Annotated in this window: 12 protein-coding genes; 3 read left to right on the top strand and 9 right to left on the bottom strand. The window is 64.1% G+C overall.

Annotated features, from left to right (window positions below; all coding sequences use genetic code 11):
- Positions 1-6: 6 nt before the first annotated feature.
- From PBR20603_RS07145 to PBR20603_RS07135, 3 genes are read right to left on the bottom strand one after another with little or no spacing between them, the layout of a single operon-like run.
- Positions 7-1149, bottom strand: coding sequence for an ABC transporter permease (locus PBR20603_RS07145; RefSeq protein WP_150558814.1), 1143 nt, complete (start codon positions 1147-1149; stop codon positions 7-9).
- Complete coding sequence (locus PBR20603_RS07140; RefSeq protein ID WP_150558813.1) at positions 1146-2138, bottom strand: ABC transporter ATP-binding protein; 993 nt, start codon at positions 2136-2138, stop codon at positions 1146-1148. The genes PBR20603_RS07145 and PBR20603_RS07140 overlap by 4 nt, the downstream gene beginning before the upstream one ends.
- Complete coding sequence (locus PBR20603_RS07135; RefSeq protein WP_150558812.1) at positions 2135-3100, bottom strand: HlyD family secretion protein; 966 nt, start codon at positions 3098-3100, stop codon at positions 2135-2137. Before PBR20603_RS07135 ends, PBR20603_RS07140 begins: the two co-directional genes overlap by 4 nt.
- Positions 3101-3297: 197 nt before the next feature.
- Here PBR20603_RS07135 and folE point away from each other — a divergent pair, with 197 nt between their 5' ends.
- Complete coding sequence (folE, locus tag PBR20603_RS07130) at positions 3298-3864, top strand: GTP cyclohydrolase I FolE (RefSeq protein WP_150558811.1); 567 nt, start codon at positions 3298-3300, stop codon at positions 3862-3864.
- Positions 3865-3948: 84 nt separating this feature from the next.
- Here the strand turns inward: folE and PBR20603_RS07125 are convergent, their stop codons facing one another.
- The 5 genes from PBR20603_RS07125 to PBR20603_RS07100 all read right to left on the bottom strand — a co-directional run bounded on the left by PBR20603_RS07125 (position 3949) and on the right by PBR20603_RS07100 (position 9970).
- Positions 3949-4512, bottom strand: a complete 564-nt coding sequence (locus PBR20603_RS07125; RefSeq protein WP_246174444.1) for a YbhB/YbcL family Raf kinase inhibitor-like protein — start codon at positions 4510-4512, stop codon at positions 3949-3951.
- Between the two features lie 180 nt (positions 4513-4692).
- On the bottom strand, positions 4693-5691 hold the full coding sequence (gene cydB, locus PBR20603_RS07115) for a cytochrome d ubiquinol oxidase subunit II (protein ID WP_150558809.1): 999 nt from the start codon (positions 5689-5691) through the stop codon (positions 4693-4695).
- 39 nt (positions 5692-5730) lie between these two features.
- Positions 5731-7176, bottom strand: coding sequence for a cytochrome ubiquinol oxidase subunit I (locus PBR20603_RS07110; RefSeq protein WP_150558808.1), 1446 nt, complete (start codon positions 7174-7176; stop codon positions 5731-5733).
- A 247-nt stretch (positions 7177-7423) separates the two neighbouring features.
- Positions 7424-8095, bottom strand: a complete 672-nt coding sequence (locus tag PBR20603_RS07105) for a DUF1345 domain-containing protein (protein WP_150558807.1) — start codon at positions 8093-8095, stop codon at positions 7424-7426.
- Between the two features lie 63 nt (positions 8096-8158).
- Positions 8159-9970 carry a type II CAAX endopeptidase family protein gene (locus PBR20603_RS07100; RefSeq protein ID WP_174977813.1) on the bottom strand — a complete coding sequence of 604 codons (1812 nt, stop codon included), beginning with the start codon at positions 9968-9970 and terminating at the stop codon, positions 8159-8161.
- A gap of 491 nt (positions 9971-10461) precedes the next feature.
- Here PBR20603_RS07100 and PBR20603_RS07095 point away from each other — a divergent pair, with 491 nt between their 5' ends.
- Positions 10462-11850: an MFS transporter gene (locus PBR20603_RS07095; protein WP_150558805.1), complete on the top strand. Its 1389-nt coding sequence runs from the start codon at positions 10462-10464 to the stop codon at positions 11848-11850.
- Positions 11851-11969: 119 nt separating this feature from the next.
- On the top strand, positions 11970-12923 hold the full coding sequence (locus PBR20603_RS07090) for a LysR substrate-binding domain-containing protein (RefSeq protein ID WP_150558804.1): 954 nt from the start codon (positions 11970-11972) through the stop codon (positions 12921-12923).
- On the opposite strand, the gene PBR20603_RS07085 is transcribed toward PBR20603_RS07090, so the two are convergent.
- Complete coding sequence (locus PBR20603_RS07085; RefSeq protein ID WP_150558803.1) at positions 12878-13675, bottom strand: class II aldolase/adducin family protein; 798 nt, start codon at positions 13673-13675, stop codon at positions 12878-12880. The two genes, PBR20603_RS07090 and PBR20603_RS07085, sit on opposite strands and share 46 nt — an antisense overlap.
- Between the last annotated feature and the right edge of the window lie 169 nt (positions 13676-13844).

Here is a 13844-nt window from a genome sequence, read left to right as displayed (position 1 = left end):
ATGGCCTCAGTCGAGCGTTCGTTTGTAGAGCTTCACAGCCATCGTCATGAGCACGGTGGAGAACACCAGCAGCGGCCACAGGTCGTGCCAGGCGTCGCCCCAGCCATTGCCCTTGAGCAGAATGCCGCGAATGAGCCGGTTGAAATAGGTTAGCGGCAATACGTTCCCGATGGCTTGCGCCCACCCGGGCATGCCGCTGAACGGGAACATGAAACCGGAGAGCAGCATGTTCGGCAGAAAGTAGAACACGGTGAGTTGCATGGCCTGCAACTGGTTCTGTGCGAACGACGACAGCGTGATGCCTACGGTCAGGTTGGCCGCGATGAAGACGAGCGCAGCGAGATAGATTGCGATCACGCTGCCCTCGAATGGCACGTGAAAGACGAAACGGGCAGCGATCAGAATGATGCTCGCCTGAATCAGCCCGATGGCGATATACGGCACGATCTTGCCCGTCATGACTTCGATGGGCAGCACCGGCGTGGCGAGCAGGTTTTCCATCGTTCCGCGTTCGCGCTCGCGCACGATGGCGAGCCCCGTCATCATGGCGAGCGTCATCGACAGAATCACCCCCATCAGGCCGGGAATGATGTTGTATTGCGTGATGCCTTCCGCGTTGTAGAGGCGGTGCACCTGCACGTCGAACGCACTCTGTCCCCCGGCCAATGGTGCGAGCGGGCCGGTCAGATCCTTCTGGGCGACGGACTGCGAGATGGCGGGTAACGCGCCGAGTGCGGACGCCATCGCCATCGGGTCCGTCGCATCGGCCTCGATGAGCACGGCGGGGCGCTCGCCGCGCAGCAGCCGGCGCGTGAAGTCGGCAGGAATGTTCAGCACGAACAGAACGCGTCCCTGCGCCAGCGCGGCACGTCCCGCTTCCTCGCTCGTGAGGGTCTGCGTGAAGCGAAAGTACTGCGAGTGCTCCATCGCTGCCACGATGCTGCGCGTGAATTCGCTGTCGTCCGCAATGATTGCCGCCGTCGGCATGTGTTTGGGGTCGGTGTTGATGGCGAAGCCGAAGAGCGTCAGTTGCACGAGCGGCACGCCCACGATCATCGCAAAGGTCACGCGGTCGCGGCGCAGTTGCAGGAATTCCTTGCACACGATGCTCCACCAACGCGCGACGGAGAACCCCAGTGGCGTGCTCATGCGTCCTCGCCGAAGTTGTCTTTCGCTTGACTCATCAGGTAGATGAACACGTCTTCCAGACTGGTGTCGATAGGCGTGACGCGCAGCCCGTGACTGCCGGCCAGTTCGTGGAGGAGCTTGGCCAACGCGCCGGCGTCCTGGCCGCTCACGTGCAGGGCGCCGCCGAAGGCGACGGTCTGCGCCACGGCGGGTTGTCCATGCAGTTCGCGCGCCAGACCGACGAGGTCTTCTCCCTGCACCGTCCACGTCGACAGATGCTGGCTGCCGATGATCTCGGTCGCGGTGCCCTCCGCCAGCAGTTCGCCATACGAAATGTAGGCGAGCTTGTGGCAGCGCTCCGCTTCGTCCATGTAATGCGTGCTCACCAGCACGGAGATGCCCCGCGAGGCCAACTCGTGCAACTCCTCCCAGAAGTCGCGCCGGGCCATCGGGTCGACGCCGGCGGTGGGCTCGTCGAGCAGCAGCACCTGCGGCTCATGCAACATGCATGCGGCGAGCGCGAGACGCTGTTTCCAGCCGCCGGACAGCGATCCCGTCAATTGCTTGGCGCGGCCCTTCAGGCCGAGCCCTTCGATGGCGCGCTCGACCGCTTCACGCCGGTTCGGCATGCCGTACACGCGCGCCACGAAATCCAGATTCTCGCGAATCGTCAGATCTTCCCAGTACGAGAACCGTTGCGTCATGTACCCGACCTGACGCTTGATCTGCGCGCTCTCGCGCACGATGTCGAAGCCGAGGCAAGTGCCGCTGCCCGAGTCGGGGGTGAGCAACCCGCACATCATGCGGATGCAGGTCGTCTTGCCGCTGCCGTTCGGGCCGAGAAAGCCGAGGATCTCGCCGCGCCGCACCTGCAATGACACATTCTTGACGACGTGCTTGTCGCCGAAGTGCTTGTTCAGTCCTTTCACGTCGATCGCGAGGTCGCCACTTCCGTCGTTGTTGCCGTGGGCAGCCGCAGTGCCGGGCGGCGGGATGTCGCGGCCGCTCATTGGCGCGTCACCTGAACCGGCTGGCCGGGATTGAGTTTGATGGCGTCGGCCGGGGCGGGATGGGCTTCGATCATGTAGACGAGCTTGTCACGCGTGTCGTTGCTGTAGATGACGGGGGGCGTGTACTCCGCCTGATTGGCGACATAGGTAATGCGGGCCTCGACGCCCGCGCCGCAACCATCGCAGCCGATGTGCACCGTCTGGCCGGCGCTCAGGCTGCCCAGCACCGCCTCGGGTACGAAGAAGCGGACCTTGATGTTGCCGGGCGGCAGCAGCCGCACGACAGGGCTGCCCGCCGCAACCCATTCGCCAACGCGATACATCGTGTCGTACACGAGGCCGGCAGCGCTCGCGCCCGGATGCTTTTGCGCAAGCTGCCAGTCGGCCTGCGCGAGCGAGGCACGCGCCACGTCGACTTGTGCGGCCTGTGCCTGCCGCTGGGCTTCGCGCCCCGGCAGTCTCGCCACGGCCAGACTGCTTTGCAATTCCTGCACGCGCGCCGTGCTGCTGCGCGCGTCGGCACGGCTGGCGTCGAGCTGTTCGCGGGAGATGCCCCCTGCGGCGTATTGCGCCTGATCGCGGTCGAACTGCGCAACCGATTTGTCGCGAACGGCGATGGCTTGCTTGAGTTGGGCGGCAGACACGGCAATTTCATCGGGACGCTTGCCGGTATCGAGATCGCGCAACTGCGCTTCGGCGCTGGCAAGGGTCTCGCGCGCGTGGGCCTGCGCGGCAAGCTCGAACGTGGATTCGAGATCGAAGAGGGCGTCGCCTGCCTTGACCTGCTGGCCGCGCTTGACCGACAGCGTCTGGAGCGTTCCGGCCTGCGAGGAGGCGACGTAGACGAACTCGCCTTCCACATAGCCCTGCCACGGCGCCGGGCCGTGATTGCCACAGCCGGCCAGTGTGGCCGTGACGGCAAGAGTCATCGCGTTAGTGCACATGCGAATGGATGCCTGCATGACACGCCTCGTGCGTTGCGGTTGTCCGCTGCCACCTTAGCGCAAAAGCGCCGGCATGGGCAATTCGGGGCGATCGGGGCGAGCGCCATGCGCGCGGAGGGACTCTCTGCTATTGTGCGCACATGTCCGGCGGCGCACGGGGCGCGCGAGCCGTAGCGGCGCAGCGCACCGGACCTCATGCAAGGAGCTTGATTGATATGTCTCACGACACGTTCGACGAAAACGACTGGAAGCGATTCCTGAAACACATCGGCGAAGACCCGGACCGCCCCGGTCTGCACGAAACGCCGTCACGCGTGCAGAAAGCATGGCGTCAATGGACGGCCGGTTATGGTCAGGACCCAGCCGAAGTGCTCAAGGTCTTCGAAGACGGGGCAGAGCAATACAACGAATTGATCGTCGTGCGCGGCATTCCCGTCTACAGTCATTGCGAGCACCATCTCGCGCCGTTCTTCGGCAAGGCGACGATTGGCTATCTGCCCAACGGCAAGATCGTCGGATTGTCGAAACTCACGCGTCTGGTCGACTGCTTCGCACGCCGCCTGCAAGTGCAGGAGCGTCTGACGACGCAGGTCGCCGAAGCGCTGATGACGCATCTGCAGCCGAAGGCCGTTGGCGTGGTGGTGTCGTGCCGTCACATGTGCATGGAAAGCCGCGGCATTCGCACGGCGGGTGAAGAGACCGTGACGTCTTCGATGCTCGGCGAGTTGCAGCCCAATCTCGCGCTGCGCACCGAGTTCCTTGCGCTCGCTCGCGACAAGTAAGCGAGCAACAGACGGGAAGCGAAAAAACGAAAAGCGCCGGCGGGGTGTGTCCCGCCGGCGCTTTTTCTATGGTGTCGCTACGTTTTACCGGCCGTAACGCGCCACGATGGTCGAGCCATTCAGCGTGTGACCGGCGAGTGCGGCGGACAGACCGTTGGCGTCGAGGCCGGCCGGCAATCGGCCCGGCTCGATATCGGTTGCCGTCACCGTGATGATGTAGTGATGCGGCGTATCGCCGACCGGCGGGCAGGCGCCGCGGTACGCCATCGCACCGCTGACGTTTTTGCCGACGGTGACCTGCTGGCTCGTTTCGTTGCCCGCACCGGCGGCGAGCGAGGAGACCGTGGCCGGAATGTTGTAAGCGACCCAATGCACGACCCCGCCGCCTTTCGCACCGTCCGGGTCCTTCATCGTGACGACCACGCTGCGCGTGGCTTGCGGCAGATTTTTCCACTCGATGGGCGGGCTGACATTCTTCCCGCCGCACTCACCCAGCCCGGCGTGGACGGCGGGCAGCAGGCCGCTGTCTGCGAACGCGCTCGACGAGACGCTCATGCCTTCGGCACGCGCCGTACCTGTGGCGAGTGTCATGGCGACGGCCGCCACGCCTGCCACGCACATCGCACTCGGGAATGAAAGCCGTTTCATGAGCCTGTCTCCTATTTGGCAGATGCAATGATGAGTTTGAATGGTAGTGCAAGCAATGCCGTGCCCGCTACACCGGCGCACCACAGCGCGACAAACCAACCCCAACGAATCAGCGCCTGCTGCCACGAACTGCGGGCGACGGCCCGCACGCGTTGCCTGCGCCCTGCCGGGCGTACGAGATCAGTGATAGTGCGCATCGTGAGTCACCTTGCCGCGAAATACCCAGTAGGCCAGCATCGTGTAAGCGATGATCACGGGAATGATGAAGGCCGCACCCCATAGCGTGAACGACAGACTCGAATGCGGTGCCGCGGCATCCCAGAGCGTGACGCCGGGCAGAATCGCGTAGGGATAGGCGCTGATGAGCAGGCCGCTGTAGCCGAGAAACACGAGTCCGATGGCGAGCCAGAACGGCGTGGCGTCGTGCGCACGGCGCAGCACGCGACGCATGACGAGCGTGGCGCCAGCGACGATGAACGGCACCGGCAGGCATCGCCAGAACCACTGGTCGTCGAACCAGCGCTCGGCCACGAGCGGCAGCCGCAAGGGTGTCCACAGCGAGACGATCGCCATGGCGGCCACGAGCGCCAGCGTCAGCGGCCAGGCGAGCACCCGCAGGCGGCGCTGCAAATCGCCCTCGGTCTTGCCGATCAGCCAGCACGCGCCGAGTAGCGCATACGTCACGAGCAGCCCCAGCCCGGTGAACAGATTGAAGGCCGTGACCCAGGCGAATGCGTCGCCCGCGAACTGCCCATTCTCGACGGGAATGCCTGACAGGTAAGCACCGAGTGCGACACCCTGAAAGAATGTGGCGCCAGCCGAGCCGCCGATGAACGCCAGATCCCACCACTGCCGGGTACGGCGTGACTTCCCGCGAATCTCGAACGCCACGCCGCGAAAGATCAGGCACACCAGCATGAACACGAGTGGCAGATACAGCGCCGAGAGCAATACCGAATACACCATCGGAAACGCGGCGAGCAAGCCGGCGCCGCCGAGCACAAGCCACGTCTCGTTGCCGTCCCACACCGGGGCGACGGAGTTCATCATGGTGTCGCGCTCGCCCGCGTCAGGAAAGAACGGGAAGAGAATACCGATGCCGAGGTCGAAACCGTCGAGCACCACGTAGAGAAACAGGCCGAGCGCGATGATGGCGGCCCAGGCTAAGGTCAGATCCATAAGAATTCTCGCTAAGGTCGATGTCGTGTCGGGCGGCGATCAGGTCGCGTGTGCGCGGTCGGTGTCCATTCGGCCGGACAGGCCCGACATAGCGGGGGCCGCTTGCGGCACGAGGTGGCCGTCATGCGGCGTATGGCCATTGCCGGGTGCCCTCGACGATTCGCCGGACAGTCCCGGGCCGCCGCGAAGAATCTTCAGCAGGTAGTACACGCCGGTGCCGAACACCAGGAAGTAGGCCAGCACGAGAATCAGCAGCGAGACCTGCACCTGCTGTGCGCTGACCGGCGACATGGCGTGCGCGGTGCGCATGACCCCGTAGACGACCCACGGCTGGCGTCCGGCTTCGGTCGTGACCCAGCCGGCGAGCAGGGCGACGAAGCCCGTCGGCGAGAGCGCGAGCATGACGCGGGCGAAGTTGCGCGATGTGAAGAGCGTGCCGCGACGGCGCAGCCAGACTGCGGCGATGGCGGCGGCGATCATCGCCACGCCAAGGCCGACCATGATGCGGAAGCTCCAGAACACCAACGGCACGTTGGGGCGTTCGTCTTTCGGAAACTCCTTCAGGCCACGAATCTCGCCGTCCCAGCTATGCGTGAGGATGAGACTGCCCAGATGCGGTATTTCGAGTGCGTAGCGCGTGGTCTCGGCTTCCATGTCGGGCCAGCCGAACAGGTTGAGCGGCGTGCCGCCGGTCTTCGTCTCCCAGAGACCTTCCATGGCGGCGAGCTTGGCGGGTTGGTGTTCCCGCGTGTTCAGCCCGTGAAGGTCGCCAACGAAGGCCTGCAACGGCGCGAAGATCAGCAGCAGCCACATGGCCATCGAGAACATGGTCTTGACGGCCGGGTCGCGGCGCCCGCGCAGCAGGTGCCAGGCGCCGGTGCCAGCCACGACCAGCGCAGCCACGACGAACGCGGCAATGCTCATGTGCGCGAGGCGATAGGGGAAGGACGGGTTGAATATCACGTCCCACCAGGACAGCACGACCACGCGGCCGTCGACGATTTCAAAGCCCTGCGGCGTTTGCATCCAGCTATTCGACGCGAGAATCCAGAACGTCGAAATCAGTGTGCCGATGGCCACACACAAGGTCGCGGCGAAGTGCGCTCGCGCGCTCACGCGATTCCAGCCGAACAGCATGATGCCGAGAAAGCCGGCTTCGAGGAAGAAGGCCGTCATGACCTCGTAGGTGAGCAGCGGGCCGGTGACCGCCCCCGCGAAACTCGAAAAGCCCGACCAGTTGGTGCCGAACTGATAGGCCATTACCACGCCGGAGACCACGCCCATGCCGAAGCATACGGCGAAGGCCTTCGACCAGAAGCGGCACAGATCGAGGTAGTGCGGCTTACCTGTTTTGAGCCAGAGACCTTCGAGAACGGCAATGAAACTCGCCAGACCGATGGAGACAGCGGGGAAAACGATGTGAAACGAGACCGTGAACGCGAATTGCAGGCGTGCGAGGTCCAAGGCTTCCGGAACGGCAGTCATGTTGCGCTCTATGTATGCAAATTAACCCTGTCTTGTATGGCGTCGATACGCTCTGAGCGCCATTTGTTTGCATGCATATTAGGCGGTGCTGCATCGCAGCACGCGTGACAAGTCGTCACATGTGGCGCATTGACGCGGCGCACGGCAGCCTGCCGGCGGGCGCTATTTGTATGTTTTTCAAGGGATTTATATCGGCACCCCGTGCGACGACATGTCACACGGGGGCGAGCTGCCGCGAGTGCAGCGTCTAGCTGAGCAGCCCGGCGCCGATATTGATCGACAGGCCAAGCACGGCCAGATTGAAGAAGAACGAGAGGATGGCCTGTGCGAGCGTGGCGCGTCGCATGCGGCGCGACTTCAGCGCCACGTCGGCGGTTTGCGACGCGACGGCGATGGTGAACGAGAAGTACAGGAAGTCCCAGTAATCCGGATCGCAGTCGCGGTCTGGCCAGGCCAATGCAAAAGGCGATTCTGTGTCCGTGAAATACAGGCGTGCGTAATGCAGCGTGTAGATCGTCGGCACGAGAAACCACCCGGCGATGAGTGTGGCCGCGGCGAACAGCACGTGTTCGGACGCGTGGTGCGGCGCGCCGGATTTAGCGCTGGCAAGAATGTGGATGATGGCGGCCACACTGGCGATAGCCGACAGGCTGACCACCGAGAGTACGACGGCCGCGCTCTGATCTTCCTGCTCGGCAAAGCGTTCGATGCTGCGCTTGGGCGCGGTGACCATCATGAACCAGATCATCGCGAGATAAGACCAGGCGCCTGCATTCCAGCCGATCAGTGTGCGCGTGACGGTGCTGAACTCACCCTTGACGGCGAGCTGAACGAACAGGCCAGCGAGCACGCCGATCACAATCGCGATAAGCAGTCGGGGGTGGAAACGAAGCAGATGAGGGAAGAGCTTGGCATTCATAGGCAATATCCGAATGGTGACGGCGAGCGGGTCGATTATCCACTAACGCCGTCACTGGTTCGGTCAATGGGCCAGCACCAGCACGACGAAAATCGCATTGATCACGCCGTGCAGCAAGATGGATGCGGCGAGGCCGCGCGTCTGCTTCGCCAGCCAACCGGCGGTAAGTCCGACCAACAGGTAGAACAGGAAACGCCTGGCGTCGACGTGAACGGCAGCAAAGATCACGGCTTGCCACAGGTTCGATGCGAAGAAGCTCATGTGCCGCGTCAGGCCCCCCAGCAGACAGCCGCGGAAAACGAACTCTTCGACAATCGGCACCGCGACGGCAAGCAGCAACAGGGCGAACCCCGGGCCACCCAGTTGTGCCGCACCGCGTGCGATCACCTCGGCCGACTGCGGCACCTGCACGCCTGTCGGAAGGTGGCGTGCGGACACCCAGCCACTGAGCGCAATGAGAGCGACGAGGATGACGGGCCAGATGAACCATCTCACCTTCCACTTGCCGCTGCCGAGCCATTGGCGCCAGCCGAAGCGCCATACCGTCACGCACAGGGCGAGCATGATGACGCACAGGGTCACGACGTGCGCAATGGCGATTCTGGGTTCCAGGAGCGGCATGTTGTTGCCGACCCTCAGTGTGAATTGTCCCGCCATGAGGACGGGAATGATGCCTATGGCTACGCAGAGCACTGCCAGGCCATACCACGCGTGGCGCAGACCGATGCCGTCAAACAGGGGAACGGTCGGGCGTCCCTTGCGCGCACGTACGGTGCCGATATAGTGCGCGGGGAACATCAGCACGCCCGGAGACACGGCGACAAGGAGCACGCTGAAAACAAGCGTGGCCAGCAGTCCGATGAAGGCCGGGCGAAACGCTGCGGCGGGATCGATCGTCAGCAGCACGCCGTACGATTGGGCGAGGGGCCAGAGATTGCCCCTTTCGTGTTCGAGCGATGCGAGAAGCGCAGCTTCCGTTGCTTTGGCATCTCCGGCGGCAAGGCCGACCCGCAGACGTAGCGCGCGATTTTGAGGGGTTTCGGTGGCGGCCTGCGGCGCGGTTTCCGCCAGAGCACGTTGCGCCCCGGCGGCATCTCCCGCCTGAAGCAGGGCACGCGCGCTTGCGTACGGATCGACCTTCAGCCCCGCCTTCTGCATACGCTGCAACACCTCGCGTGCCGTCGTGCCGGGCAACAAGTCGTGAGCGGTATTGATGAATGAATTCGCTACCCAAGGCGTCTTCGGCACAGGGGCGTTCATCAGCAGACGCTTTGCCTCGTCCTTCTGGCCTGTCGTTGCGAGATAACGAACGGCGGTCAGTAGCACGGGGGTATCGGGCGCCAGTCTGGCCGCTTTCACAGCCTGCAAGCCGGCATTGCGCGTGTCCTGCGTTGCCTGATAGGCGCTTGAGAGGGCGGCATGCAGACCCGCGCGATCCTTCTCGGGCCAATGCCCGGCCTTGGGCAGAAGGGCCGTGCCTTGCGCGACGGCGGCTTTGCCATAGACACTTTGCAGCAGGTAAAGCGCGATCTCCGGTTCATCGCCGAACCTGGCTTTCAGATCCTGCTGACACGTTTCCAGGTCCTTCTGGGCTTGCTCTGCCCATCGCAACTCGTCCGACCAGGAGAAGTTCTGCATGAACCGGCAGCGTGCCATCGCGAGCGCGGCGTCGCCGGGCCGGGTGCGCACGGCCGCGCTGTAGTCCGCAGCGATCTGACGATATTTGGCGAGAGAGGCGGCGTCGACCTGTCGGGAGGCCTCGTCGAGGTTCAGCAGGGCCTGAGGCGGCGGTGGAGCAGCTTGCGCGGCGTTAAGCCGCGCAAGTGGCGAGATGCCGAGCGCCGCGACCACCAGACAGAGAAGGATGCGGTACACGCGAGAGTTCCGGGAATGTGGTTGTCGCCGAACGCTGGAAACGCGGCCAGCCTGCTTGGGAATAACGACCGAAAGCGGCCGAACTGTAGCGCAGCCCCCCGTCATGGTGGGAGGCAAAGGGCACAGATATGGTGCGCCGCCGCATCGCGATGCGGCATCGTGCCCGTTGTGATGTCACCGCGCACGGCTCGCGCGGGCCATGCATCACCGGGCACCTGGCATCTTCATTCGTCACTCACTGCCCGCAAACCGCCGTGGCGTGGGCGTCTGCGGTGACATCCGCTTTGCCGAATGCCTGCTTGGCACGCCATTTGCTAACCCTTGCGTAAGGCCAACGGCGGCCGAGTGAAGACAAGCGAATTTTCTGCACCGCATGCATGCCCCCGCGTGAGCGGGGACTTCGGGGCAACGGCGTCCCGAAGCCATAGGCCTGTTCACAGGCGTACGGCTTCGGGACGCTTTTTTTTCGTCATACGAACACGAGGGTATCCATGAGCACGCTCACGCAATCGTTGAAAAGTGGCAACTGGCGCGCGCTGGTTGCGTGTTTTCTATACTTCGACACCGGTTTCACCGTCTGGGTGATGCTCGGCCCCCTGGCCCCGTTCATCGGCAAAGACATCGCGATGACGCCCGCGCAAACCGGCTTTCTCGTGGCCGTGCCGGTGCTGGGCGCTGCCATTCTGCGCGTCACGCTGGGCAATCTGTATCAGGCCTTCGACGGTCGCAAGATCGCCCTGATGGGTCTTACGCTGTCGGCCATTCCGTCAGTGGTATTGCTGCTCATGCCGGGCACACCGTCGTATACGCTGCTGCTGGTGCTCGGCGTGTTCCTCGGTATTGGCGGGGCGAGCTTCGCCGTAGCCTTGCCGATGGCCGGCAGCAACTATCCCCCGAAAGTGCAGGGGCTGGTGCTCGGACTCGCTGCGGCGGGCAATGTTGGCGCCGTGCTCGACGGCTTCATGTTTCCGGGGCTGGCCGAGCACTATGGCTGGGCACGTGCCGCCGGTGCCGCGCTGCCGCTGCTCGCGCTTGCCGCGTTGGCGCTGGTGTTCTGGGCCAAGGATCAGGGCGTGAAATCAGGCAGCGCGCCGCGCGCGTTCACGAGCTTCTTCATCACCGTGTTCGGTCTCATCGCACTCGTGCTATGCGTGCATGCGGGCGCCTTCGGGGAAGGCAAGGCAGGGGTGCTGTTGCTGCCGGTGCTGGGAGCCTTGCTCGCGATTGCCGTGTTGCCGCGTCACTATCGCGGCGTGCTGGCCGAGCGCGACACATGGGTCATCATGCTGGTCTACAGCATCACGTTCGGTGGTTTCGTCGGCATGTCGTCGTATGTCACGACGCTGCTCATCTCGCTTTACGGCATGCCCCGTATAGAAGCGGGGCTTTTCATGTCGCTGCTCGCGTTCCTTGGCGCGCTGGTGCGGCCCATTGGCGGTCTGGTCGCCGACCGGATCTCCGGCGTGCGGGCGCTGGTGCTGCTGCTCGCGGCGATTTCGATCATCGACCTGGTTTTCGCCGCATGGATGCCCCCGCAAGGTGCCGGTATCGCACTGCTTGTGCTGGTCTATCTGTGCTTCGGCCTTGGCAATGGCGCAACGTTCCAACTCGTGCCGCAACGCTGGCAGGGCAAGACGGGGCTGATGTCGGGCATCATCGGCGCGGCCGGCGGCATCGGCGGCTTCTATCTGCCGGTGATCATGGGCATTGCGAAGGAATCGACGGGCAGCTATCAGATGGGCTTTGCCACGTTCGGCGCATTGGCAGCGCTCGCGTTCGTGCTGGTCGTCGCGCTGCGCACGCACTGGATGTCGTGGGCGCTGCCGAAGGAAGTGGCGGGCGGCGCCGTCCTCGCGGCAGGCGTGGCGCACGTCGAGTAAGCGCAGCGCTTCGCTTGTCCCTCGCGGCGCGTCGTTGCTCCGGCACGGCGGGCCGCTTTGTTTCCCGGAGACGCTTCGCATAGACTGTCGGGCAAGATCGTATTCCCGCAGGAGCCACCATGCGTCTGGGCGTTCCCAGCCTCTCGGCGTTGCAGGCCTTCGAGGCCAGCGCCCGTCATCAGAATTTCGTGCAGGCCGCACAAGAACTCGCACTCACACATGGTGCTGTCTGCAAACGTGTTGGCGAACTGGAGAAGCATCTCGGCGTGGCGTTGTTCGAGCGCGTGAAGCAACGGCTCGTACTGACGCCGGCCGGTGCGGAATATGCCAAACGCATTCGCGTGCATCTCGACCAGATTCGACGCGACACGCTGGACGTCGTACAGCAGGGGCGGGAGACGGCGCTGGAAATCGCCGTCGGCGTGACGTTCGCCGCCCAATGGTTGATTCCGCGACTGGACGATTTCTATGCCAACACGCGCGATGTTCGTCTTCACCTTCTCGGGCGTGACCAACCGGTGTTCTTCGACGACTCGGCGTTCGACGCGACGATCTACTTCAGCACGCGGCTGTGGCCCGGCATGCCCGGCGCCGCGCTCATCACCGACGATACGCTCCTGCTCGTCGCGGCACCCCGCCTGCTGGAGGGGCGGACGTCGCTCTCACTCGAGCAGATCTCCGGATTGTCATGGATCTGCCCGCGAGATTTGCCGCGCGTCTGGGATGACTGGCTCGCGTCGGTGGGGGCGCTGCAGACGTCGGCTCTCGGGCAGGACGTCACGCCCAAGCGCAGTGCGCAGCGCTACGACATGTTCATCATGGCCATCAACGCGGCGGTCGCCGGGCTTGGCGTGGCCTTGCTGCCGCGCGTGCTGATCGAGCGAGAACTGGCGAGCGGCGCGCTTGTGCAGGCGCATCCGCATACGCTCGCCAATCCGCAAACCATCTACTTTTCCTATCCGGCACAGCGCCGTGACTGGGCGCCGTTGCGTCAGTTCGACGCCTGGTTGCGCCAGGCGGTCGACGCCTATCGGGCCGACAGATCGGGGCTTTCGCGCAGTACTTGTTCGTAAAGACCTTGATAGCCCAGCCACGCCACGTAGTCCGAACCGAGCAGTCGATGCACCTCGCGGGCCTCGCTGTCGGAGAGCACATCGAGCGGGCCTGAGGCTTCGGCGAGCAATTGCACTTGCGCGCATCGCTCCATCGCGAGAAAGCGATAGGCGGCTGCGTCGACCGACGAACCCACCGTCAGCAGCCCGTGATTGAGCAGCACGGCGGCGCGTTTATGCCCCATCGTCTGCGCGATACGACGGCCTTCGTCGGCACCGAGTACGAGCACGTCGCCGCGAAACAGCACATGGTCGTCATAGAAGAGGCACGCTTCCTGATTGATCGGGGCCAGTGGGCGCTTGCGTGCGGAGAAGGCGCGTCCGTGTGTCGTGTGCGTGTGCGCGGCGGCCGTCACATGGGGCAGGGTGGCGTGAATGCCGGCGTGTATCGCCATGGCGGCGGCATTGACCGGGCCTTCGCCGTGATGCAGACCACCGGCTTCGTCGACGAGAATCAAGTCGTCCGGATGAATCGATGAGAAGTGCTGCGCGTAGCGATTGACCCAGAAGCGATCGTGAAACTCGGGGTCGCGCACGGTGATGTGGCCGGCGATGCCCTCTGCGAGACCAAAGCGCGCGAAGATCCGGAACGCCACGGCCAGACGCAGTTTCCGATCGGCGCGCTCGTCTTCGACATTGCTGAAGACGCGCGGCTTGGGCAATGGGGCGCCAAGCGGCGTGGGAATGGCAAAAGCTTCGTGCGGCAGATTCATAGGGGCGCTCCGTCTGATGGGGACGCCGTGCGTGCCGCATTCGGAACACAGTCTGACGCGGCGCATCGGCTGACAGCGAATTGTCCCGGGACGTTGGCAGCACGTCCATCGACGAAAAGTCACTGGTCATCTACCTGCCGAGCCGATTGCGGTATTGCGTCGCGCAGGG

The organism is Pandoraea bronchicola, assembly GCF_902459805.1.
Lineage (GTDB): Bacteria > Pseudomonadota > Gammaproteobacteria > Burkholderiales > Burkholderiaceae > Pandoraea > Pandoraea bronchicola.
The sequence above is the reverse complement of the archived record's forward strand: the minus strand, read 5'-3'. Positions and strand labels throughout refer to the sequence as shown.

Excerpts from the sequence above, each read along its gene's own strand:
- PBR20603_RS07135 (WP_150558812.1), bottom strand. The coding sequence starts at position 3,100 with ATGCAGGCATCCATTCGCATGTGCACTAACGCGATGACTCTTGCCGTC.
- PBR20603_RS07095 (WP_150558805.1), top strand. The coding sequence starts at position 10,462 with ATGAGCACGCTCACGCAATCGTTGAAAAGTGGCAACTGGCGCGCGCTG.
- cydB (WP_150558809.1), bottom strand. The coding sequence starts at position 5,691 with ATGGATCTGACCTTAGCCTGGGCCGCCATCATCGCGCTCGGCCTGTTT.
- PBR20603_RS07125 (WP_246174444.1), bottom strand. The coding sequence starts at position 4,512 with ATGAAACGGCTTTCATTCCCGAGTGCGATGTGCGTGGCAGGCGTGGCG.
- PBR20603_RS07105 (WP_150558807.1), bottom strand. The coding sequence starts at position 8,095 with ATGAATGCCAAGCTCTTCCCTCATCTGCTTCGTTTCCACCCCCGACTG.
- PBR20603_RS07090 (WP_150558804.1), top strand. The coding sequence starts at position 11,970 with ATGCGTCTGGGCGTTCCCAGCCTCTCGGCGTTGCAGGCCTTCGAGGCC.
- PBR20603_RS07110 (WP_150558808.1), bottom strand. The coding sequence starts at position 7,176 with ATGACTGCCGTTCCGGAAGCCTTGGACCTCGCACGCCTGCAATTCGCG.
- PBR20603_RS07140 (WP_150558813.1), bottom strand. The coding sequence starts at position 2,138 with ATGAGCGGCCGCGACATCCCGCCGCCCGGCACTGCGGCTGCCCACGGC.
- folE (WP_150558811.1), top strand. The coding sequence starts at position 3,298 with ATGTCTCACGACACGTTCGACGAAAACGACTGGAAGCGATTCCTGAAA.
- PBR20603_RS07145 (WP_150558814.1), bottom strand. The coding sequence starts at position 1,149 with ATGAGCACGCCACTGGGGTTCTCCGTCGCGCGTTGGTGGAGCATCGTG.
- PBR20603_RS07085 (WP_150558803.1), bottom strand. The coding sequence starts at position 13,675 with ATGAATCTGCCGCACGAAGCTTTTGCCATTCCCACGCCGCTTGGCGCC.